Below are 20,961 nucleotides of genomic sequence, written 5' to 3'. Positions count from 1 at the left end.
GTTAATTGCCACGACTAATGCGACAATTCGGAACGACGGGTCGTTATTTGTGGCCGATGAAACGGTTACGCGTTGTAGGAGGTGGGAGGCGGATGACGGCGTTCGACCGCGATCTACCTGCTGTCCCGCAGATATTCGAGCCCTCCCACCAGGGCATTCGTGACGCTGCGCGGTCCGACCGCTACGCGAAAGATGTTGCGCAGCGTCACCGTCGGAGGTCTAGGCTGTCTGCTGTCCGACCCGAAGATCCATCCACTTCTAGTGATCGAGAATTCGACGTGACGAGTGCGTTGACGCTGCCTTCCGGCGGCCCGCTGGCGTCGTCCCGGCCCGAGGCGCCGACCGGTTACCAGCCCCTGCCCTTCGAGCTCGACCATCTGCTCGCTCTGCGCGTACCGGGCCTCATCGAGACGCGCCGTCACATCCACTCCCACCCGGAGCTGTCCGGCGAGGAGTTCGAGACGGCCGCGCTGGTGCACCGCGAGCTGTCCCTGGCCGGGCTGAAGCCGCGTCTGCTGCCGAAGGGCAACGGCGTCATCTGCGACATCAACGGGCGCCCGGACGGGCCGGTGATCGCGCTCCGCGCCGACATCGACGCGCTGCCGCTGAGCGACCCGAAGGACGTGTCGTACCGCTCGACAGTCGAGGGCGTCTGCCACGCCTGCGGCCACGACGTGCACACGTCGGTGATGCTCGGCGTCGGCATGCTGCTGGCCCAGCTCGCCGACACCGGCCGGCTCGACGGCCGGGTCCGGCTGATCTTCCAGCCGGCCGAGGAGATCCTGCCCTGCGGCTCGCTCGAGGTCATCGAGGCCGGCGGCCTGGACGACGTGGTGCAGATCTTCGCGCTGCACTGCGACCCGAACCTGCCGGTGGGCAAGGTCGGCCTGCGGGTCGGCCCGATCACCGCCGCCGCCGACAACGTCACGGTCCGGCTCACCGGGCCGGGCGGGCACACCGCCCGCCCCCACCTGACCGTCGACCTGGTGGACGCGCTCGGCCGGCTGGTGACCGAGGTGCCGACGCTGATCAGCCGCCGGGTGCCGGCCAACAGCGGGCTGCTGCTGGTGTTCGGCCACGCCTCGGCCGGCACCCGTTACAACGTCATCCCGTCCGAGGCGTGCGCGGCCGGCACGCTGCGGGTGATGGACCGCGACACCTGGGACCAGGCACCCGAGATCGTGGCTCAGGTGGTGCGGGACGTGCTCGCCCCCACCGGCGCCACAGTCGACCTGGAATACCTGCGCGGCCGGCCCCCGGTGACGAACGACGCCGGCGCGATCGGCGTGCTCACCGCGGCCACCGCCGCGGCGCTCGGCCCCGACGGCATCGCCGAGACGCCGCAGAGCATGGGCGGCGAGGACTTCTCCTGGTACCTGGAGCACGTGCCGGGTGCGCTCGCCCGCCTCGGCGTCGGCCGTAGCGGGCCCAACGTGGACCTGCACCGGGCCTCGTTCGACGTGGACGAGCGCGCCATCGAGGCCGGCGTACGCCTCATGGTCCAGACCGCGCTGCGGGCACTGGCGGCGGCGCGCTGACCGGACCGTCGGCCGGCCCGGCCGGGCCCGGCGGCATCGGGCCCAGGCCGGGCGGCAGCATCGCACCCGGGCCGGGCGGCGGCGTCCGCCGGGCCCGCACCCGGCGCCGCCACAGGAGCAGCAACCACAGCGGTACGCCGATCACCACCGCGAACGGCAGCACCGCGCCGAGCACTGTGAGCAGGACCCGGGCCGAGGCCAGGAACGCCGTCCAGCCGCCGCCCAGCCCGGCCAGGAAGCCCAGGTCAGCCTCCTCCTCGGCGGTGCTGGCGTCCTGACCGAGGAACGTCACGGTGATGGTGGACAGCGAGGTCAGGTCAGCGAGCCGGCGCTTGCGGGCCTCCAGCGCGGCCAGGTCCGCCTGCCGGGTGCCCACCTCGTTCTCCAGCCGGACCAGCTCGTCCACCGACGTGGCCCGGGCCAGCAGCTTGCGGGAACTCTCCACCCGCGCCCGCTGGGTGGCGATCCGGGCGTCCAGGTCGACCACCTGCTCGGTGACGTCCTCGGTGCGGATCTCCCGGCGCTCCTGCCGGCCGAGACCGGCGAGCCGGTCGATCACCGCGGTGAACCGGTCGGCGGGCACGCGCAGCGTCAGCGCCGCCCGCGCCTCGGCGGCCCGGCTCGACCGCCGGTCGGCGCCGACGAATCCGCCGGCCGCCGTCACCGCTGTGGTCGCCTCCCGCGCGGCGGCCTCCACATCGTCCACCCGGACCTGCATGGTTCCGGTGTAGATGATGGACCGCTGGTCGACCCGCAGGTCCGCGCCGCCGGTGCCGCCCGGGGCCGCCTGGTCGCTGTCCGCACCGCCCTCGGCGGCCTGCTCGCGCCCCGCGCCTCCGTCGGCGGCGGGCGCGGCCGAGTCGCTGCCACTGTCACCGCCCGCGCCGCACGCGCCCACACCCAGCGCTGCTATCAGACCCACAGCCACCAGGGCCACGCCCCGGAGTCGTCGTCCACCCATGCCCCGTACTCCGATCGTCGGCGGCCCCGACTGCCGGGACCGATACCTCGGACGTGACGCGTGGTCGCGCCGGTTCCGGCAGACTGCGCTGAGGACATCACGATTCGATAAGCGAGGAGTCACGATGCAGGTGACCAAATTCGCCCACTCCTGCCTCCGGCTGGAGCACGACGGTGCGGTGCTCGTCGTCGACCCGGGTGTCTTCAGCGATCCGGCGGCGCTGGACGGTGCCGACGCGGTGCTGATCACCCACGAGCACCCGGACCATGTGGACGTCGGCGCGCTGACCCGGGCGCTGGAACGGCGGCCGGTGCCGGTGCACGGTCCCGCCTCGCTCGCCGGGGTGCTCGGCGACGCCGCCGAGGCGCTGGTGACGGTCGAGCCCGGACAGTCGCTCACCGTCGCCGGGACGCCGGTGCGGACGTACGGCGGGCAGCACGCGGTCATCCATCCGGACATCCCGGTGATCCAGAACATCGGCTACCTCTTCGCCGACGTGGTGTACCACCCGGGCGACGCGTTGTTCGTGCCCGACGACGTGCAGGTGGACACGCTGTTCGCCCCGATACACGCACCCTGGTCGAAGTTCTCCGAGGTGGTCGACTTCATCCGCGCGGTCGCGCCGCGCCGGGCGTACGCGCTGCACGACGGGCTGCTCAACGACAACGGCTTCGGTGTGCTGGACCGGCAGTACACGGCGATGTCCAACACCGACTACCGCCGTCTGGAGCCGGGCACCCGGATCGACGCCTGACCATGACCGAGGTGCCCGCGGAGGTGATCCGGCGGCTCTACGCCACGCCCCCGGACCGGTTCGTGGCGGCCCGGGACGAGGCCGTCGCGCAGGCGCGTCAGTCCGGCGACCCGCGTACCGCCCGGGAGATCGGCAGGCTGCGCCGGCCCACGGTGGCGGCCTGGCTGGTCAACCTGCTGGCGATCCGCCGGCCCGAGCTGGTCGCCGACCTGAGCCGGCTGGCCGAGTCGCTGCGTGCCGCGCAACGCGACCTGCGCGGCGGCACGCTGCGGGAACTGTCCGCGCAGCGGCGCGCCGTCGTGGGCGCGCTGGTGGCGGAGGTACGCCGGCTCGCCGCCGCCGAACCCGCCGCGCCCCCGGTCGGGAAGCTGCCGCTGGGCGAGGTGGAGGCGACACTCAACGCCGCGTTGTCGGACACCGAGGTGGCCGAACAGGTACGCGCCGGACGCCTGCTGCGGGCCAGCCACTACGCCGGGTTCGGCGAGGTGCCCCGCCCCCAGTTGCGGCTCGTGACGGGGGGCGAGGAGACGCCCGTCGTACCGGATCGGGCGGCCGAGCGGGCCGACGCGCGCCGGGCCCGCGACGAGCGGGCGACGCGGGCCGAACGGGCCGGGCGGCGGCGGACCGCGACCCGGGAGCTGACCCGCGCCCGCGCGGACCTGGACCGGGCCGAGAAGGAGCTGGCGGCGGCCGACGCGGCCGAGCGGGACGGCGCCGCGACGCTGGACCGGATCGAGACCGAACTGGCCGAGCTGGAGCGTCGCCGGGCCGTGGCCGAGCAGGAGCTGAGCCGGGCCCGGCTGGCCCGCCGGGGCGCGGAACGGGCGGTCACCGCGGCCCGGCGCCGGGCCGGTGAGGTGGAGGCCGTGTTGGAGGCGCTGGACGCCGAAGAGGGGGATGCCGACACCGGTGACGACCGGGCAGACTGAGCGTGATGAATGGCTACGGTGGAGTGACGGGCGGCCGATGACTCCGGAACAGCTCGCCGCCGCCTGCAAACCGCTGGTGCTCGAACTCGGCGAGGCGTTCGCCCGCTGCCCGTCCACGCTGCGCCGGGCGCGGCTGCTCGGCATCTCCGGGTGGGCCTTCTACATCACCGGGCGGGCCGGTGCGCTCGGTGACGTCCGCGCCGAGACGGTCGCCGCGGCGCTCGGCTTCATCGCTCCCGAGGCGGTCACCGACGGCTGGGACGCCGCCGCGCGCACCGTCCCGCCGCTGGAGGTGGCCGCCGCCAACCTGGCCGAGTGCTGCCGGTGGGGCACCGCCCGGCTGGGCGACGGCGCCGAGTCGTCCCGGCTCGCCGCGCTACTGGGCCGGGCGGTCGACGCGGCGGATGGCAGCGGCATGCCGCTGTTCGCCGCCTGGCGGGCCATGCCGGTACCCGATCCCTCGCCCGGTGCGCGGGCGGCGGTCGGCATGCTGCTGCTGCGTGAACACTTCGCCGGGGCGTACCTGCTGGCGGTGCGCGCGGCCGGACTGACACCGCTGGAGGCGGTACTGGCCGGGCCGGAGGGCGAGGCCGGTGCCGCGGCGTGCGGCTGGGTGCCCCCGTACCCGCCGGTCGGGCCGCTGGTGCGGCGCCGGCTGTGGGCCGAGGCGGTGACCGACCGGCTGGCCTCGGCGGCGTTCCGCGCGTTGAGCGCGGCCGAGGGTGCTGAGCTGCTGGGCCTGCTCGGCGCCGCGCGGCAGCGCGCCCGCGGCGGATAAATGGGAGGCGATCCGGCCGGTCCGGCTGCCACGATCTGGCCCGTGACGCTCCCCGCAGGCTGGTCGGCCCGCCGCCCGACCCTCGACGACATACCCGCGATCCTGGCGGTGGTGCACGCCGCCGACACGTTCGCCGTGGGCCACCCCGACTTCGACGACGAGGACGTACGGTCCGCGCTGACCGCGCCGTTCGTCGACCCGGCCCGGGACTCGTGGCTGGTCACCGATCCGGACGGCACGGCGGTGGCCTGGTCGATCCTGGCCAACCCGAGCGGCGTCGGCCGGGAGTGGGTGGACGTGCTCGTCGACCCCGACCGCGGCGCCGACCTGCGCGCGCCGCTGCTGGCCCGGCTGCTGGAACGCGTCGCCGAACGGGCCGCCGAGCGCGGCCTGCCCGCGCTGACCGCGCGCGCCGGCGTGTACGCGCCGGAGACCCGCTGGGCCGGTGAGCTGACCGAGGCCGGGTTCACCCGGATCAAGCGCTACATCCGGATGAGCCGCTCGCTCGCCGACCTGCCCGCCGAGCCGGCGCCCCCGCCCGGGGTGACCGTCCGGCCGCTGCGCGCCGACGACGAGGACGACCTGCGGCTGTTCCACCGGATCTACGACACCGCGTTCCGGGACACCCCCGACCACGACCCGCTCGACTTCGCGCAGTGGCGGGACCTGCTGCCGTCGTACGGCAAGGTCTGGGACGAGTGGTTCCTGGCCGAGGTCGACGGCGAACCGGCCGGTGCGCTCCAGTCCTCCGACCAGGCACTCGACCAGGACCGGGGGTGGGTGCGGACGCTGTCGGTGCTGCCCGCGTACCGGCGTCGCGGGGTGGGCGCGGCGCTGCTGCGCCGGGCGTTCGCGGTCTACGCGGCGAAGGGCCGCACCGGCGCCGGGCTCGGCGTCGACCTGGCCAACCCGACCGCGCCGGTCACGCTCTACCGCTCCGTCGGGCTGGTGGAGGAGCACTGGGCCGACATGTACGAGCGCAGCGTGCCCGCCTCGCGGGTGTGACCCGGCACCCCTCGTGCCGGGGTCGCCGAGCGCGGGTACGGCCGCCCGGCGCACACTGTGGGTGTGGGAGACGCGCTACGCCGACGCGGTGCCGGTGGGGCGGGACCGCAGCTCGGTGACGTAGTCGTCCGGCGCGCCCGCCTTCTCCGCGGCGTTCGCGAGCTCCGAGAGGTACCACGCGGTGGGCAGCCCGCCCTCGTACCCGTCGAACACGTAGACCCACGCCGTCACGTCGCCGTCGAGCGTCGAGACGCGGACGGTCAGCTTGCGGTACGTCCCGGCGGTCACGCCCTCGATCTCGTCGAGTTGCGCGGCGTCGTACGGGTGGATGTCGTAGAGGGCCACGAACACCCGGTCGCCCGGGGACTCGACAACGGTGCTGACCGAGCCCTCCCAGCCGATGACGTCCTCGCCGGCGAAGGTGAGCCGCCAGCCCTCGAGCCAGCCGGTGCCCACCATCGGCGAATGCGGGCAGTAGGCGCGCATGCGGGCGGGATCCAGGTTCGAGCCGTAAGCAGCGTAGAGACCCACGGCGACGACGATAGCCCGGCTGGTGGGTGAGGGAGAATACGACAGTGCGTGTCGGACGGGACGGGGAGAAGAAAGTCACTGTGAGCACAGACGAAGGGACGGCTCCGTGAGCGCGAGGAGTGCAGCGGAGCGGAGCCCCGCAGTCGCGAACGAAGGGACGGCTCCGTGAGCCAGATCGTGATCATCGGCGGCGGGCCGGCCGGGTACGAGGCGGCTCTGGTCGCCGCGCAGTTGGACGCCGATGTCACGGTGGTCGAGGCGGAGGGCGCCGGCGGCGCCTGCGTGCTCTCCGACTGCGTGCCCTCCAAGACGTTCATCGCCAGCTCCGAGGTGGTCACCGGCTACCGGGACACCGAGGAGTTCGGGGTGCACTCCGACGGCCTGGAGGCGGTCACCGTCGACGCGCGGGCGGTGCACGAGCGGGTCAAGCGGCTCGCGCTGGCCCAGTCCGCCGACATCCACACCAAGCTCGTCAAGGCCGGCGTCGAGTTCGTCGCCGGCACCGCCCGGCTCGGCGAGGACACGCTCGGCCACACCCACCGGGTGATCGTCACCCCGGCCGGCGGCGGCGCCGAATACTCCATCGCCGCGTCGACGGTGCTCGTCGCGACCGGCGCGACCCCCCGCCAGTTGCCCACCGCCGTACCGGACGGCGAGCGCATCCTGACCTGGCGCCAGGTGTACGACCTGCCCGACCTGCCCGAGCACCTGATCGTGGTCGGCTCCGGGGTGACCGGCGCCGAGTTCGCCAGCGCGTACCTCGCCATGGGCGTCAAGGTCACGCTCGTGTCCAGCCGAGACCGGGTCATGCCGCACGAGGACGCCGACGCCGCGATGGCGATCGAGCGGGTGTTCCGCAACCGGGGCATGAGCATCCTGAACAACTCCCGCGCCGAGGCGGTCCGCCGGGTCGGGGACGGCGTCGAGGTGGTGCTCTCCGACGGCCGGCAGGTCACCGGCTCGCACGCGCTGATCGCCGTCGGCTCGATCCCGAACACCGCCGACCTGGGCCTGGCCGAGTACGGCGTGGAGCTGGCCCGGGGCGGTTACGTGACGGTGGACCGGGTCTCCCGTACCAACGTGCCGGGCATCTACGCGGCGGGTGACTGCACCGGCGTGCTGCCGCTCGCGAGCGTCGCGGCGATGCAGGGCCGGATCGCCATGTGGCACGCGCTGGGCGAGGCGGTGCGGCCGCTGCGGCTGCGTACCGTCGCGGCGAACGTCTTCACCGACCCGGAGCTGGCCACCGTCGGCGTCTCCCAGGACGAGGTAGACGCCGGCAAGACCCCGGCCCGCCAGGTGATGCTGCCGCTGTCCGGCAACGCCCGCGCGAAGATGGACGACCTGGCCGACGGCTTCGTCAAGCTGTTCTGCCGTCCGGCGAGCGGCCAGGTGATCGGCGGCGTGGTGGTGGCGCCGAAGGCCAGCGAATTGATCCTGCCGATCACGATGGCGGTGGAGAACAACCTCACCGTCAACGAGCTCGCGCACACCATCACCATCTACCCGAGCCTGTCCGGCTCGATCACCGAGGCCGCCCGCCAGCTCATGCTCCACGAGCTGGAGTAGCCCCCCTTTGCTCGTCGATCATGGAGTTGCGGCCCCCGATCCGACCGGTATGCCCGGTCTGTGCGGGGCCACAACTGCATGATCGACGACTTTGGTCAGGGTGACGTGCAGGGCCAGGGTTGTCAGCAGGGCTGTCTCGGTCAGGATGAGCGCGCGCTCGATCAGGCCCAGGAGGGCGCGGTCGCCGGGGTAGGCGGACCAGATCATCGCGCCCGCCAGCACCAGGCTGGCCACTGTCAGCCCGCGTAGCCAGGCGGCGGCTCCGGCGACCGGGTGACGGGCCAGCAGCCAGCCGGCCACCGGCAGGGCCAGGAACGACAGCACCGAGGCGTACCGGTGCACGTACGCGGCGGTGTCCATCGGCGTACCCGGCTCGTTCGTGGGCACCACGGCGGCGGCCAGCAGCCCGGCCGACCAGGCGGTCAGCAGCGCGAGCGGCACCCGGCCCGCACCGGCCCGGCGCAGCGACGGCAGCAGCACCAGACTGGCCGCCGCGAGCACCGCCATCGCGGTGTCGATGACGCCGCCCCGATCGGAGACGGCGAAGTCGCTGACGGTCAGCGACCAGGGATCCAGGTCGTCGCTCACCTCGAGATGACCGACCATTGCGAGCACCGCCGCCAGGACGATCCCGCCGAGGGCCAACAGGCCGCTGCTCCGCGTTCCAGGCATACGGCCAGCCTGTCGCCGCAACCGCCCCAGACGGATCCGGGACCACCACCCACTTCGCTACCCGGGTCGTCCCCTACCGGACCCCCGAGAACGCGTCAGGCCACGTCCAGGCGGATGTTCCCGATTCGGGCGACCACATCGAGGTGGCCGCCCAGGCCGGTCACGTAGGCGCGCAGGATGTCCAGGTTGACACTCTCGCCGTTCTCGATCTGGCTGATCCGTGCCTGAGACAAACCGGCCGCTTCCGCCAGCTGGGCCTGGGTCATGCCCAGCTGCTTGCGGATCTCCGCCAGCTGCGCGCCGCTGACCGAAGCCAGCATCTGCTCTCGGATTTGTCCCCGCCTGGCCACACGCTCGCTGTCGTCCCACGAGGGATCGATACTTCGGGCTTTCGCCTTGACGTCGCGCCAGTTCGCCCCACCACTCATGGCTGTTCTTCCTTCAAGTTGATCAGGTGCTCCTGGAACCGCTCGTCCGCCAACGGAATGGCGAGCCGGTACCAACTCTGCCACTGCCCCGCCTTGTTCCCGGCCACCAGGAAGATGGCTTCACGGGAGGGGTCGAACGCGAAGATCATCCGAACCTCCGAGGTCGACGCTCCGAACTGCGCGTCAGGTGCCGGTGGAGTCGGCGGTGGCCTCGGCGCGGGTCTGCCGGGCGCTGCTGATCCAGGTCATCGCCCACCCGGCCAGCGCGAACCCCGCAGCGGCCACCCCGCCGATCAGCAGCAGCCGCCACGCCGAGTGGGTCAGCGCCGTACCGCCCAGATGGCCGACGAGCGCGCCGTAGCTGGACCACGCGAGCGCCGCCGCCGCCTCGTAGGGCAGGAACAGCCGGTACGGGTAGCGGCTGCGCCCGGCCGAGAAGCAGGCAGCCATCCGGCCACCTGGTACGAAACGGCAGAGCAGGATCACCATCGGCCCCGGTTCGCGCAGCCCACGGGTGACGCGAGTGACCGCCCGGCGTGCCCGTCCGGGTGGCGTGGCGCGTGCCGCGCGGCGGGTCGGCGTGCTGCGGCCGATCAGGTAGCAGGCCAGGTCACCGATGAACACACCGGCAGCGCCGACCGCGATGGTGAGCGGCAGGCTGAGCCCGCCGTACACGGTCAGCGCCCCACTGGTGATCATGACGAGCTGGGTCGGCACCACCGGGACGAAGGCGTCGGCGATCAGCAGGATCAGCAACAGCGCGTACGCCCACATGGGTGACGCGACGTCAGAGATGAGCTCGGCCACGACCGCCACCTCGCCGGAGTTCTCCGTTCGACCGGATCGAGCCTGACGCCGTGTCCGGCGCCACCGCCACCGGCCCCGCCGCACGGTGACAGGCGACACCGGCAGGCCGTAGGTGTGAAACGAGGCGGCCCGCCCGCGAGTGACGGGCCACCGGCGCGTACACCACGGGGCGGGGCGGCGCATCGTCGATTCCCGGCGTACCGTTGGTCGGACGCGGCACCGGAGCCGTCGGGTCCCCCGTTCCTGACGACCGGGCCGCCGCGGGTCGCCGGCAGGTCCCGTGCCGGCGACCCGCACCCACTCTCCGAAACTCAGGTGCGCCGTCGATGTCCGCGTGCCTATCGTCCGGGCATGCGCAGTGCGGTAGTGACCACGACGCCGGGTGTTCCCGGCGCGCCGCACTGACGTTTCCGTCGACGAGGCCCCGGGGCGATCCGCTCCGGGGCCTCGCGGCGTACCGGGCCTGCTCGCCTCCGGGTCGTACCCGATCAAGGAGAGCGACATGATCGACCACCGCAGGCTCGGCCGGGACCTGGAGCTGTTCGTCTCCGACCCGCTCGCGGGCGCCGGGCTGCCGATCTGGCTGCCGGCCGGCGCCGCCGCCCGGCACGCCGTCGAGGAGTACGTCCGGGAGTTGGAGCGCCGGGCCGGCTACCGGCACGTCTACTCGCCGCCGCTCGGTAAGCGGGAGCTGTTCGAGCTGTCCGGGCACCTGGGCTACTTCGCCGACGACATGTTCCCGCCGATGCGGCTGAGCGCCGACGACGAGTTCGTGCTGCGTCCGGCGCTCTGCCCACACCACGCGCTCGTGTTCCGCGCCCGCGGCCGCTCCTACCGGGAGCTGCCGCTGCGGATCGCCGAGCTGGGCGGCATGTACCGGGCGGAGCGCTCCGGTGTGCTCGGCGGGCTGTCCCGGGTGCGCGCCATCTCGCTCAACGACGCGCACAACTTCTGCGCCCTGGAGCAGGTCGGTGACGAGGTCCGCGAGATCCTGCGGCTGATCGGCGAGGCGCACGCGGCGCTCGGCGTCCGTCCCGCCGGGTTGCGGCTGTCGCTGCGCGGGCCGGGCCAGCGGTACGTGGGCGACGACGCCGGCTGGGCGCGGGCCGAGGAACTGCTCCGCGCCGCGCTCGACGGGGTGGACGTCGTCGAGGCGCCGGGCGAGGCCGCGTTCTACGGCCCGAAGATCGACATTCAGATCGTGGACGCGGCCGGCCGGGAGTCGACCATCTCCACCGTCCAGCTCGACTTCGACAAGCCGGAGCGGTTCGACCTGTCGTACACCGACTCGGACGGCCGCCGGAAACGGCCGGTGATGGTGCACCGCAGCCTGGTCGGCAGCATGGAGCGGCTGTTCGCGTACCTGATCGAGGTGCACGAGGGCGCGTTCCCCGCCTGGTACGCCCCGGTGCAGTTGCTGCTGCTCCCGGTCGACGCGGCGCAGGCCGACGCGGCCGTCGGGCTGGCCCGCCGGGCCGAGGCGGCCGGGCTGCGGGTCGAGGTGGACCACACCGGTTCGCTCGGTGCCCGGATCCGGGACGCGTCCCGCCGCCGCGTCCCGTACACCGGGGTTCTCGGCCCCCGGGAGGCGGCCGACGGTTCGGTCTCGCTGCGCCTGCGCGACGGCCGGGTGCTCGACCCGATGCCCGCCGCCGATGCGCTGAGCCTGGTCGGCGCGGTGGTCGCGAGCCGGTCGGCGGCGCTGCTCCCGGCCTGACCCCGGCCCGTCCGGGTGCCGGTGAGGCACCCGGACGGGGACCGGTGTCGGACCTGTGGCCGGGTCCACGTCAGTTCCCGACCGGCGTGCCGGCGCCGGCACGCATTCCCGGCGGGCCGGCCGGGGCGGGCGCCGGCACCTCGTCTTCGATCACCGCGCCGCTGAACTGCGCCCGGTAGAGCCGGGCGTACGCGCCACCGGCGGCGACGAGCTGGTCGTGGGTGCCCTGCTCGACGATCCGGCCCTGCTCCATCATCAGGATCAGGTCGGCGTCGCGGATCGTGGAGAGGCGGTGCGCGATGACGAAGCTCGTCCGGTCCGAGCGCAGCGCCGCCATGGCGCGCTGGAGCAGCACCTCGGTCCGGGTGTCCACCGAGCTGGTCGCCTCGTCCAGGATCAGCAGCGACGGCTCGGCCAGGAACGCCCGCGCGATGGTGATGAGCTGCTTCTCCCCGGCGCTGACGTTGCTGCCCTCCTCGTCGATCACCGTGTCGTAACCGTCCGGCAGGCTGCGGACGAACCGGTCCACGAACGTCGCCCGGGCGGCGGCGAGGATCTCCTCCTCGGTGGCGTCCGGCCGGCCGTAGGCGATGTTGTCCCGGATGGTCCCGCCGAACAGCCAGGTGTCCTGGAGCACCATGCCGATCCGGCCGCGCAGGTCGTCGCGGCGCATCGTGGCGATGTCCACCCCGTCCAGCGTGATCCGCCCGGCGTCCAGCTCGTAGAACCGCATGACCAGGTTGACCAGCGTGGTCTTGCCGGCGCCGGTGGGACCGACGATGGCGACCGTGTGACCCGGCTCGGCGACCAGCGACAGGTCGTCGATGAGCGGCTTCTCCGGGTCGTACCGGAAGGAGACGTGCTCGAACTCGACCCGCCCGTGCGGGTCGGCGATCCGGGCCGGCTCGGCCGGGTCGGGGCTCTGCTCGTCGGCGTCGAGCACCGCGAAGACCCGCTCGGCCGAGGCCACCCCGGACTGCAGCAGGTTGGCCATCGACGCGACCTGGGTGAGCGGCTGGGTGAACTGCCGCGAGTACTGGATGAACGCCTGCACGTCACCGAGGCTCATCGAACCCGACGCCACCCGCAGGCCGCCGACCACGGCGATCGCGACGTAGCTGAGGTTCCCGATGAAGAACATCGCCGGCATGATCAGCCCGGAGACGAACTGCGCGCCGAAGCCGGCCCGGAACAGCTCCTCGTTCTTGGCGTGGAAGGCGGCCTCGACCTCCTTCTGCCGGCCGAAGACCTTCACCAGCTCGTGCCCGGTGTACGCCTCCTCGATCTGCCCGTTCAGCTCGCCGGTGTGCTTCCACTGGGCGATGAACTTGCCCTGCGACCGCTTGGCGATCTGACCGGTGACCACCACCGACAGCGGCACCGCGACGAGCGCGACGACAGCCAGCAACGGCGAGATCCAGAACATCATCGCGAGTACGCCGACGACGGTGAGCAGCGACGTGAGCAACTGGCTCAGCGTCTGCTGGAGCGTCTGCGACACGTTGTCGATGTCGTTCGTGACCCGGCTGAGCAGCTCACCGCGGGGCTGCTTGTCGAAGTAGGGCAGCGGCAGCCGGTTGAGCTTGTCCTCCACGTCGGCGCGCAGCGTCAGCACCGTGCGCTGCACCACGCCGTTGAGGACCCAGCCCTGCGCCCACTGGAGCATGCTCGCGCCGACGTAGAGCACCACGGCGAACGCCAGCACCCGGCCCAGCGCGTCGAAGTCGATGCCGGTGCCGGGGATCACGTCCATCCGGGCCAGCATGTCGGCGAAGTTGCCGTTGCCCTCGGCGCGGGCCGCCTCCGCCGCCGCCTCGGTGGTGGTGCCGGGCGGGAGCTGCCGCCCGATCACCCCGCTGAAGATGATGTCGGTGGCGTGGCCGAGCACCTTCGGCCCGATGACGCTGAGCCCGACGCTGGCCAGGGCCAGCGCGAGCACGCCGGTGAGCTGGAGCCGGTACGGCCGCAGCCGCGCCAGCAGCCGCCGTGCCGAGGGCCCGAAGTTCATCGCCTTCTCGGCCGGCATGCCCATGCTCATGTGCGGCGGACCGCCGCCGGGCCGCCGCCCGGCCGGTGGCAGCCGCGTCGGCTCGTTCTTCTGCTGGGGAACCGACGAGGTCACGCGGCCACCTCCGCCGTCTGCTGCGACGCGACGATCTCGGCGTACGTGGGGCAGCTCTCCAGCAGTTCCTCATGTCGTCCCATCCCGACGACACCCCCGTCCTCGAGCACGATGATCTGGTCGGCGTCGACGATCGTGGAGACCCGCTGGGCCACGATCACCACCGCCGCGTCCGCGGTGACCGGCTTGAGGGCGGCCCGCAGCCGGGCGTCCGTGCCGAGGTCGAGCGCGGAGAAGGAGTCGTCGAAGAGGTAGATCTCCGGTTTGCGGACGAGCGCGCGGGCGATGGCCAGGCGTTGCCGCTGGCCGCCGGAGACGTTCGTGCCGCCCTGCGCGATCGGCGCGTCCAGCCCGCCCGGCATCTCGGCGACGAAGTCGCGCGCCTGGGCGATCTCCAGCGCGGCCCACAGGTCGGCGTCGGTGGCGTCCGGGTTGCCGTAGCGCAGGTTGCTCGCGACCGTGCCGGTGAACAGGTAGGGCCGCTGGGGCACCAGCCCGATCCGCCGCCACAGCTCGTCCGGGGCCAGGTCCCGTACGTCCACGCCGTCGACCAGGACCGCGCCGGCGGTCGGGTCGACCAGCCGGGGGATAAGTGTGAGCAGCGTGGTCTTGCCGGCGCCGGTGGAGCCGATGATCGCTGTGGTCCGGCCCGGCTCGGCGCGGAACGAGATGTCGTGCAGCACCGGGGCGCTCGCGCCCGGGTACTGGAATCCGGCGCCGCGTAGTTCCAGCTCGCCCCGGCCGGTGACCTCGGTGACCGGGTCGGTGGCCGGCACCACCGACGAGTCGGTGTCCAGCACCTCCTCGATGCGCTCGGCGCAGACGGCGGCCCGGGGCACCATCATCAGCATGAAGGTGGCCATCATGACCGCCATCAGGATCTGCATCAGGTACTGCAGGAACGCGGTGAGCGCGCCGACCTGGATCTGACCGGAGTCGACCCGTGCCGCGCCGAACCAGAGCACCGCGACGCTGGAGACGTTCAGCACCAGCATCACGATCGGGAAGATCAGCGCCTGGAGCCGTCCGATCCGCAGTGCGGTGGTGGTCAGGTCGGTGTTGGCGACCCGGAACCGGTCGGTCTCGTACGGCTCACGGACGAACGCCCGGACCACCCGGATGCCGGTGATCTGCTCGCGCAGCACCCGGTTGACGGTGTCGATCCGGGTCTGCATGAGCCGGAAGCCCGGCACCATCCGGCGGATGATCAGGCCCAGCGCGACGGCGAGCACCGGTACGCAGACCAGCATCAGCCAGGAGAGCCCGACGTCCTCGCGTAGCGCCATCACCACGCCGCCGACGCTCATGATCGGCGCGGCGACCAGCATGGTGCAGCTCAGCAGCACCAGCATCTGCACCTGCTGGACGTCGTTGGTGTTGCGGGTGATCAGCGACGGCGCCCCGAACCGGGCGACCTCGCGGGCGGAGAAGCTGTTGACGCGCCGGAAGATCGAGCCGCGTACGTCGCGGCCGAACGCCATCGCGGTCTTCGCGCCGAAGTAGACGGCGGCGATCGAGCAGGCGATCTGGAGCAGGCTGACGAGCAGCATCCACCCGCCCGTACGCAGGATCTGGTCGGTGTCGCCGACGGCGACGCCGCGGTCGATGATGTCGGCGTTCAGGCTGGGCAGGTAGAGCGAGGCGATCGTGCCGACGAACTGGAACGCCACCACGGCGGCCAGCCATCGTCGGTACGGGCGCAGATGTGTGCGGAGCAGGCGGATCAACACAGATGGCTCCCCGTTGGCGGCTCGGTGTCGGACTCGCTGTCCCGGTTCAACCGACGGAGGTCCCCGTCGGACATGCCGGTGATGATTTCGATCAGGAACTGGCGGATCACCGCCCGGTTGGCCGGGTCGGCGTCGACCGACGTCAGCGGCCGGTCGCTGTGGATCATGTCGCTGATGGCGCGGGCGTGTTCGCCGCCCTTGTCGGTCAGCGTGAGCCGGACCGTGCGGCGGTCCTCCGGGTCGCGGCGGCGGCTGACGAAGCCGTCGCGTTCGAGGGTGTCCACGATGCCGGTGAGCGTGGCGGGCCGGACGAAGCACAGCTCGGCCATCTCCCGGTGGCTCACGTCGCCGGCCCGGAGGAGGATCATCAGGACCCGCATGCCGGCGGACGTGAGCCCGTGTTCGGCGAGGTACCGCCCCCAGTGCTGTTCGACCACGTGACCGGCGATCGAGATCAGCCGGCCGAGTGGCGCGTGGTGCAACGCGTCGGGGAAGCGGACGAGCGGGCCCATGTTCACGAGCGTCAGGTTAGCCCCCGAACCATCAGGGCCCAAACTAATTCTGAGAATCTCCTCAGCCGCGGTCGGCGCGGGCGCGTGGCGGCTCGTCCGGGGCGGTGGCGACGTACTCCCGCATCACCTCGGTGACCTCGCGCAGGAACGCCGTGGTGGCCTCGGCCTGCTCGGGGGTGAGCCGGGCGACCGCCCGGTCGACGCCGACGAGCATCGGACGCAGCGCCTCCAGCACCTCGCCGACGGCGCTCTCGGTCACCTGGAGGCTGAGCCGCCGCCTGTCGTGCGGGTGCGGGGTCCGGGTGACGTGACCGGCCTGCACGAGCCGGTCCACAAGCGTGGTCGCCGAGGCGGATCGGATGCCGAGCCGGTTGCCCAGCTCGACCGGGCCCAGCGGCTCCGGGCTGGAGACCAGGTGGTCGATCGCGGCGGCGTCTGTCGCGTTGAGGCCCAGGCGGCGGGCCAGCGCGGCCCGGGTGTCACCGGCCAGGCGCAGCACGTCGCGCAGTGCGCGGGACGCCTCGCTGCTCGGCGGCGCGACCCGCGCGGACTCTCCGGTTGACGGCACCCCCTCCACGGGATAAAGCTAGCATCTCAGGTAGCTAGAAAATCTAGCTAAAGGGAGGGCGCCATGCGCGGCGACGGGCGCGGCCGCTGGTTCGGCTTGCTGGCCATCAGCCTCGGCGTAGCGATGATCATCGTGGACGCCACGATCGTGAACGTCGCGGTGCCGCAGATCATCCGGGACCTCGACATCACCTCCACCGACGCGCAGTGGGTGCAGGAGGCGTACACCCTGGTCTTCGCCGCGTTGCTGCTGGTCGCCGGCCGCTTCGCCGACCGGTCCGGGCGGCGGCGGATGTTCCTCGTGGGTGTCACCGTGTTCGTGGTCGCCAGCGTGCTCGCCGCGCTCGCCGGCTCCGGCGAGACGCTGATCGCCGCCCGCGTGCTCCAGGGTGTCGGCGGGGCGATGATGCTGCCCACCTCGCTCTCCCTGCTGAACGCCAACTTCACCGGCCGGGAGAAGGGCATCGCGTTCGCCGTCTGGGGCTCCACGATCGGTGGCGCGGCGGCGCTCGGGCCGCTGCTCGGCGGCTGGCTCACCACCACGTACTCCTGGCGGTGGGCCTTCGGCATCAACGTCCCGGTCAGCCTGGCCGTGATCGTGGCGACGCTCGTGCTGGTGGCCGAGTCCCGCGACGAGCGGGCCGAGCGCGGGCTGGACCTGCTCGGTGCGCTGCTCTCGGTGATCGGCATGACCGGCGTCGTCTTCGCGCTGATCGAGGGCCGCACCTACGGCTGGTGGGAGCGGGAGCGGCCGTTCAGCCTCTTCGGGCTGGACTGGACCGCGTCGATCTCGCCGGTGCCGGTGGCCGCGCTGGTCGGCCTCGTCGCGCTCGGGATCTTCCTGGCCCAGCAGGTACGCCGCAACCGGGCGGGCCGTCCCGCGCTGCTCGACCTGTCGCTGTTCGGCATCGGCTCGTTCCGCAACGGCATCCTGGCCGCCGCGATCGTCAGCCTGGGCGAGTTCGGGCTGCTGTTCGCGCTGCCGCTGTGGTTCCAGAACGTGCTCGGCTACAGCGCCTTCCGGACCGGCCTGGCGTTGCTGCCGCTCGCCGTCGGCAGCTTCCTGGCCAGCGGCATCGGCGCGCCGCTGACCCAGCGCTGGGGTGCGGCCCGGGTGGTGCAGCTCGGCGTCGCCGCCGAACTGGTCGGCGTGGCCGGGCTCGGGCTCGTGGTCGCGCCGGACACGAGCTGGTGGGCGCCACTGGGCTTCCTGTTCGTGTACGGCGTCGGCGTCGGCCTGGCCACCGCCCAGCTCACCGGCGTCTCCCTGTCGCAGGTGCCGGTACGCCGCAGCGGCCAGGGCTCGGGCCTGCAGAGCACCGCCCGGCAGGTCGGCTCCGCGCTCGGCATCGCGGTGCTCGGCACCGTGCTCTTCGCCGGCCTCGGCGGGCTCCTCGGCGACCGCCTGGCCGACCAGCCCGGGTTCACCCCCGCCCAGCGGGACCAGGTGGTGAGCGCGGTCAAGGAGAGCGCCGGCGCGGCGATCGGCGGGCTGGAGGCGGACCCGCGTACCGCGCCCATCGCCGAGGAGGCGAAGGCGGCGTTCTCCGAGGCCACCCGGTACGCCGCCTTCGCGGGCGCCGGATTCCTGCTGATCGGCCTGGTCGCCTGCCTGCGCCTGCCGACGGTGCGCGCCGAGGAGACCGGGGACAGCCCGCCCGCCGAGGCGGAGCCGGCCCGGGCCTGAGCCGGGTTCCGCCGTTCTCGTCCCGCCGGCTCGGCGCGGGCGGCCGGGTCGGCGGCGGGTCATCCGCCGAGGGCCACCGCCAGCGCCGCGGCCACGAAGACGACCTGGAGCACGGTACGGACGCCGAGCGGCGTCACCGGGCGCCCGGCGAGCGTGAGCCGTCGCCGTGCGGCCGACACGTTCGCCGGGAACATGGCGAGCATCAGCAGCACCAGCCCGGCCGCCGCCGGGCGCGCGGTGGCCGGGAACAGCAGGGCGAGCGCGCCGGCGAGTTCCAGTACGCCGGTGACGGTGACCAGCAGATCCGGCCGGGGCAGCGCCGGCGGAACCATCGCGATGAGGTCGGCGCGGCGGGACGCGAAGTGGGCCACGCCGGTCAGCACGAACATCAGCGCCAGCCCCACCCGCAGCGCGGGGTGCCACCCGTCCAGGGCGTCCACGCCGAGCAGGCCGGCGATCCGGGCCAGCGCGGTGCCGGCGAACAGTGCGATCAGGGGTGCCATTGTCGATCCCTCCGACGAACATCTTGTCGCTGACAAGATTGCGTCGATGGTGCCATCTTGTCAATGACAAGTTAGGGTGACGGCATGGCCTCGTACCACCACGGCGACCTCCGCCGCGTCCTGCTGAGCACCGCCGCCGAGGCGATCGCCGAGTCCGGACCGGCCGCGCTGAGCCTGCGTGAGCTGGCCCGGCGCGCCGGGGTCTCGCACGCCGCGCCGGCGCACCACTTCGGCGACAAGGCCGGGCTGCTCACCGCGTTCGCCGCCCAGGGCTTCGACCTGCTCGCCGACGCGTTGCGGCAGGCCGGGGACGACCTGCTCGACACCGGCGTGGCCTACGTCGGGTTCGCGGTGCGGCACCGGGCGCACTTCGACGTCATGTTCCGGCCCGAGCTGTACCGGGCCGACGACCCGGAACTGGTCGCCGCCCGCGCCCGCTCCGGCGACGTGCTGCGCGAGGGGGTGGCCCGGCACACCGGGCGGGAGCCGGACGCCGACGCGCTCGCCGCCTGGTCGATCGTGCACGGCTTCGCCACGCTCTGGCTCTCCGGCGCGCTGCCATCACGGGTGGGCGACGACCCGGAGGCCGCCGCCCGTAGCGTGATCAGGCGGTTGTTCGACTGAGCCGGCCGGACGTCACCAGCTCGTCGGCAACGGCATCCCCTCGGTGTACCCGGCGGCGCTCTGCACGCCGACGAGCGCCCGCTCGTGGAACTCCTCCAGGCTGCGCGCGCCCGCGTACGTGAACGCGCTGCGCACCCCCGAGATGATCTCGTCGATCAGGTCCTCGACGCCGGGCCGGTTCGGGTCCAGATACATCCGGGCCGAGGAGATGCCCTCCTCGAAGATCGCCTTCCGGGCCCTGTCGAACGCGCTGTCCTCGGCCGTACGGGCGCTCACCGCACGCGACGACGCCATGCCGAAGCTCTCCTTGTAGCGCCGCCCGTCGGCGTCGGTGTAGAGGTCGCCGGGGGACTCGTAGGTGCCGGCGAACCAGGAGCCGATCATCACGTTCGAGGCGCCCGCGGCCAGCGCCAGCGCGACGTCGCGCGGGTGGCGGACGCCGCCGTCGGCCCAGACGTGCCGCCCCAGCGAGCGGGCCGCCGCCGCACAGTCGAGCACCGCGGAGAACTGCGGGCGCCCCACGCCGGTCATCATCCGGGTGGTGCACATCGCGCCCGGCCCGACGCCCACCTTCACGATGTCCGCGCCCGCGTCGACCAGGTCACGTACGCCGTCTGCAGTCACCACGTTCCCGGCCGCCACCGGCACCGGCGGGTCCAGCCGGCGGACCGCCCGCAGCGCCTGGAGCATCCGCTCCTGGTGCCCGTGCGCGGTGTCCACGACGAGCGTGTCCACCCCGGCCTCCAGCAGCGCGGCGGCCTTGCCGGTGACGTCACCGTTGATGCCCACGGCGGCCGCGATCCGCAGTCGCCCCCGGTCGTCGGTGGCCGGCTTGTACAGCGTGGCGCGCAGCGCGCCCTGCCGGGTCAGCACGCCGACCAGGCGGCCGTCGTCGTCCACCACCGGCGCGAGCCGCCGCCGGCCCGCCGACAGCCTGTCGAATCCGGTACGCGGGTCCGCGTCCGCCGGCACGGTGTGCAGCTCGGTCGACATCACGTGCCGGAGCTGGGCGAAGCGGTCCACCCCGACGGTGTCCGCCTCGGTCACCACGCCCATCGGCCGGCCGTCCGCGTCGACCACGACCACCGCGCCGTGCGAGCGTTTCGGCAGCAGGTGGATGGCGTCGCCGACGGTGTCGGTCGGGCCGAGCGTGATCGCCGTGTCGTGTACCAGGTGCCGCTGCTTGACCCAGCCGACCACGTCGGCGACGACCTCGATCGGGATGTCCTGCGGGATCACCGCCACCGCGCCCCGCCGGGCCACGGTCTCGGCCATCCGCCGTCCGGCGACGGCCGTCATGTTCGCCACCACGAGCGGGATCGTGGTGCCGGTCCCGTCGGTGGTGGCCAGGTCGACGTCGAGCCGGGAGCCCACCTCGGACCGGTTGGGCGCCATGAAGACGTCGTTGTAGGTCAGGTCGTGCGCGGGGACCGCGCCGTGAAGGAACCGCACCCGGCCATCATTCCCGCCCGGCGGCGCTCCCGCCCTCCGTGGTGGCTCAGACCACCCGCCCCCGCGCTGTTGCGA

20 protein-coding genes and 1 pseudogene are annotated in these 20,961 nt (G+C 73.1%); 9 read left to right on the top strand and 12 right to left on the bottom strand.

All coding sequences use genetic code 11. The features are described 5' to 3' along the window. Positions 1 to 278: 278 nt before the first annotated feature. Positions 279 to 1,538 carry an amidohydrolase gene (locus IRY44_RS01190; protein WP_194798624.1) on the top strand — a complete coding sequence of 420 codons (1,260 nt, stop codon included), beginning with the start codon at positions 279 to 281 and terminating at the stop codon, positions 1,536 to 1,538. On the opposite strand, the gene IRY44_RS01185 is transcribed toward IRY44_RS01190, so the two are convergent. Beyond that, the gene (locus IRY44_RS01185; RefSeq protein ID WP_194798623.1) at positions 1,495 to 2,499 is read right to left on the bottom strand and encodes a DUF4349 domain-containing protein; all 1,005 of its coding nucleotides are present in this window, start codon (positions 2,497 to 2,499) and stop codon (positions 1,495 to 1,497) included. The genes IRY44_RS01190 and IRY44_RS01185 overlap by 44 nt on opposite strands. Positions 2,500 to 2,623: 124 nt before the next feature. Between IRY44_RS01185 and IRY44_RS01180 the strand changes: the two genes are divergently transcribed. Genes IRY44_RS01180 through IRY44_RS01165 form a run of 4 tightly spaced genes read left to right on the top strand, consistent with a single transcriptional unit; the run spans position 2,624 to position 5,965 of the window. Then, positions 2,624 to 3,253: an MBL fold metallo-hydrolase gene (locus tag IRY44_RS01180; RefSeq protein ID WP_194798622.1), complete on the top strand. Its 630-nt coding sequence runs from the start codon at positions 2,624 to 2,626 to the stop codon at positions 3,251 to 3,253. 2 nt (positions 3,254 to 3,255) lie between these two features. Beyond that, on the top strand, positions 3,256 to 4,182 hold the full coding sequence (locus tag IRY44_RS01175; protein ID WP_194798621.1) for a hypothetical protein: 927 nt from the start codon (positions 3,256 to 3,258) through the stop codon (positions 4,180 to 4,182). Between the two features lie 37 nt (positions 4,183 to 4,219). Continuing rightward, positions 4,220 to 4,960, top strand: a complete 741-nt coding sequence (locus tag IRY44_RS01170; RefSeq protein WP_194798620.1) for a hypothetical protein — start codon at positions 4,220 to 4,222, stop codon at positions 4,958 to 4,960. A 42-nt stretch (positions 4,961 to 5,002) separates the two neighbouring features. Beyond that, a complete protein-coding gene (locus IRY44_RS01165; RefSeq protein ID WP_194798619.1) occupies positions 5,003 to 5,965 on the top strand; it encodes a GNAT family N-acetyltransferase in 963 nt (320 codons plus the stop codon). A 75-nt stretch (positions 5,966 to 6,040) separates the two neighbouring features. Here the strand turns inward: IRY44_RS01165 and IRY44_RS01160 are convergent, their stop codons facing one another. After that, positions 6,041 to 6,496: a gamma-glutamylcyclotransferase gene (locus tag IRY44_RS01160; protein WP_194798618.1), complete on the bottom strand. Its 456-nt coding sequence runs from the start codon at positions 6,494 to 6,496 to the stop codon at positions 6,041 to 6,043. 165 nt (positions 6,497 to 6,661) lie between these two features. Between IRY44_RS01160 and IRY44_RS01155 the strand changes: the two genes are divergently transcribed. Continuing rightward, a complete protein-coding gene (locus tag IRY44_RS01155) occupies positions 6,662 to 8,065 on the top strand; it encodes an NAD(P)H-quinone dehydrogenase (RefSeq protein ID WP_194798617.1) in 1,404 nt (467 codons plus the stop codon). 18 nt (positions 8,066 to 8,083) lie between these two features. On the opposite strand, the gene IRY44_RS01150 is transcribed toward IRY44_RS01155, so the two are convergent. From IRY44_RS01150 to IRY44_RS01135, 4 genes and pseudogenes are all read right to left on the bottom strand, one after another. Further along, positions 8,084 to 8,737 (bottom strand): DUF998 domain-containing protein, encoded by a 654-nt coding sequence (locus IRY44_RS01150; protein WP_194798616.1) that lies wholly within the window; start codon positions 8,735 to 8,737, stop codon positions 8,084 to 8,086. A 95-nt stretch (positions 8,738 to 8,832) separates the two neighbouring features. Beyond that, entirely contained in the window at positions 8,833 to 9,165 is a 333-nt protein-coding gene (locus tag IRY44_RS01145) for a helix-turn-helix domain-containing protein (RefSeq protein ID WP_121684334.1), read from the bottom strand. Next, positions 9,162 to 9,320: pseudogene (locus IRY44_RS01140) on the bottom strand (type II toxin-antitoxin system RelE/ParE family toxin); the annotation flags it as partial. The pseudogene IRY44_RS01140 and the gene IRY44_RS01145, both read right to left, overlap by 4 nt. 28 nt (positions 9,321 to 9,348) lie before the next feature. Next, positions 9,349 to 9,972, bottom strand: a complete 624-nt coding sequence (locus IRY44_RS01135; RefSeq protein WP_194798614.1) for a DedA family protein — start codon at positions 9,970 to 9,972, stop codon at positions 9,349 to 9,351. A 502-nt stretch (positions 9,973 to 10,474) separates the two neighbouring features. Between IRY44_RS01135 and thrS the strand changes: the two genes are divergently transcribed. Further along, positions 10,475 to 11,689, top strand: a complete 1,215-nt coding sequence (thrS, locus tag IRY44_RS01130) for a threonine--tRNA ligase (protein WP_194798613.1) — start codon at positions 10,475 to 10,477, stop codon at positions 11,687 to 11,689. A gap of 70 nt (positions 11,690 to 11,759) precedes the next feature. Here the strand turns inward: thrS and IRY44_RS01125 are convergent, their stop codons facing one another. The 4 genes from IRY44_RS01125 to IRY44_RS01110 all read right to left on the bottom strand — a co-directional run bounded on the left by IRY44_RS01125 (position 11,760) and on the right by IRY44_RS01110 (position 16,630). After that, on the bottom strand, positions 11,760 to 13,715 hold the full coding sequence (locus tag IRY44_RS01125; protein ID WP_370584830.1) for an ABC transporter ATP-binding protein: 1,956 nt from the start codon (positions 13,713 to 13,715) through the stop codon (positions 11,760 to 11,762). A gap of 92 nt (positions 13,716 to 13,807) precedes the next feature. Beyond that, positions 13,808 to 15,541: an ABC transporter ATP-binding protein gene (locus tag IRY44_RS01120; protein ID WP_194798611.1), complete on the bottom strand. Its 1,734-nt coding sequence runs from the start codon at positions 15,539 to 15,541 to the stop codon at positions 13,808 to 13,810. Next, positions 15,535 to 16,053, bottom strand: coding sequence for a MarR family winged helix-turn-helix transcriptional regulator (locus IRY44_RS01115; protein WP_135243310.1), 519 nt, complete (start codon positions 16,051 to 16,053; stop codon positions 15,535 to 15,537). The genes IRY44_RS01120 and IRY44_RS01115 overlap by 7 nt, the downstream gene beginning before the upstream one ends. Positions 16,054 to 16,114: 61 nt before the next feature. After that, positions 16,115 to 16,630: a MarR family winged helix-turn-helix transcriptional regulator gene (locus IRY44_RS01110; RefSeq protein WP_194798610.1), complete on the bottom strand. Its 516-nt coding sequence runs from the start codon at positions 16,628 to 16,630 to the stop codon at positions 16,115 to 16,117. A 54-nt stretch (positions 16,631 to 16,684) separates the two neighbouring features. On the opposite strand from IRY44_RS01110, the gene IRY44_RS01105 reads away from it, so the two are divergent. Beyond that, positions 16,685 to 18,307 (top strand): DHA2 family efflux MFS transporter permease subunit, encoded by a 1,623-nt coding sequence (locus tag IRY44_RS01105; RefSeq protein WP_194798609.1) that lies wholly within the window; start codon positions 16,685 to 16,687, stop codon positions 18,305 to 18,307. A gap of 59 nt (positions 18,308 to 18,366) precedes the next feature. On the opposite strand, the gene IRY44_RS01100 is transcribed toward IRY44_RS01105, so the two are convergent. After that, positions 18,367 to 18,810 (bottom strand): DoxX family membrane protein, encoded by a 444-nt coding sequence (locus IRY44_RS01100; protein ID WP_194798608.1) that lies wholly within the window; start codon positions 18,808 to 18,810, stop codon positions 18,367 to 18,369. An 84-nt stretch (positions 18,811 to 18,894) separates the two neighbouring features. Between IRY44_RS01100 and IRY44_RS01095 the strand changes: the two genes are divergently transcribed. Beyond that, the gene (locus IRY44_RS01095) at positions 18,895 to 19,434 is read left to right on the top strand and encodes a TetR/AcrR family transcriptional regulator (protein WP_194798607.1); all 540 of its coding nucleotides are present in this window, start codon (positions 18,895 to 18,897) and stop codon (positions 19,432 to 19,434) included. Positions 19,435 to 19,446: 12 nt separating this feature from the next. On the opposite strand, the gene IRY44_RS01090 is transcribed toward IRY44_RS01095, so the two are convergent. Next, the gene (locus tag IRY44_RS01090) at positions 19,447 to 20,886 is read right to left on the bottom strand and encodes a GuaB1 family IMP dehydrogenase-related protein (protein WP_194798606.1); all 1,440 of its coding nucleotides are present in this window, start codon (positions 20,884 to 20,886) and stop codon (positions 19,447 to 19,449) included. Between the last annotated feature and the right edge of the window lie 75 nt (positions 20,887 to 20,961).

Source organism: Micromonospora sp. ANENR4 (assembly GCF_015354395.1).
Lineage (GTDB): Bacteria > Actinomycetota > Actinomycetes > Mycobacteriales > Micromonosporaceae > Micromonospora > Micromonospora aurantiaca.
This window is presented reverse-complemented; position numbering and strand designations above follow the sequence as displayed.

Bases quoted from the DNA above. Each gene is read 5' to 3' on its own strand.
- IRY44_RS01185 (WP_194798623.1), bottom strand. From the start codon at position 2,499: ATGGGTGGACGACGACTCCGGGGCGTGGCCCTGGTGGCTGTGGGTCTG.
- IRY44_RS01180 (WP_194798622.1), top strand. From the start codon at position 2,624: ATGCAGGTGACCAAATTCGCCCACTCCTGCCTCCGGCTGGAGCACGAC.
- IRY44_RS01175 (WP_194798621.1), top strand. From the start codon at position 3,256: ATGACCGAGGTGCCCGCGGAGGTGATCCGGCGGCTCTACGCCACGCCC.
- IRY44_RS01170 (WP_194798620.1), top strand. From the start codon at position 4,220: ATGACTCCGGAACAGCTCGCCGCCGCCTGCAAACCGCTGGTGCTCGAA.
- IRY44_RS01150 (WP_194798616.1), bottom strand. From the start codon at position 8,737: ATGCCTGGAACGCGGAGCAGCGGCCTGTTGGCCCTCGGCGGGATCGTC.
- IRY44_RS01145 (WP_121684334.1), bottom strand. From the start codon at position 9,165: ATGAGTGGTGGGGCGAACTGGCGCGACGTCAAGGCGAAAGCCCGAAGT.
- thrS (WP_194798613.1), top strand. From the start codon at position 10,475: ATGATCGACCACCGCAGGCTCGGCCGGGACCTGGAGCTGTTCGTCTCC.
- IRY44_RS01125 (WP_370584830.1), bottom strand. From the start codon at position 13,715: ATGCCGGCCGAGAAGGCGATGAACTTCGGGCCCTCGGCACGGCGGCTG.
- IRY44_RS01115 (WP_135243310.1), bottom strand. From the start codon at position 16,053: ATGGGCCCGCTCGTCCGCTTCCCCGACGCGTTGCACCACGCGCCACTC.
- IRY44_RS01105 (WP_194798609.1), top strand. From the start codon at position 16,685: ATGCGCGGCGACGGGCGCGGCCGCTGGTTCGGCTTGCTGGCCATCAGC.
- IRY44_RS01100 (WP_194798608.1), bottom strand. From the start codon at position 18,810: ATGGCACCCCTGATCGCACTGTTCGCCGGCACCGCGCTGGCCCGGATC.
- IRY44_RS01095 (WP_194798607.1), top strand. From the start codon at position 18,895: ATGGCCTCGTACCACCACGGCGACCTCCGCCGCGTCCTGCTGAGCACC.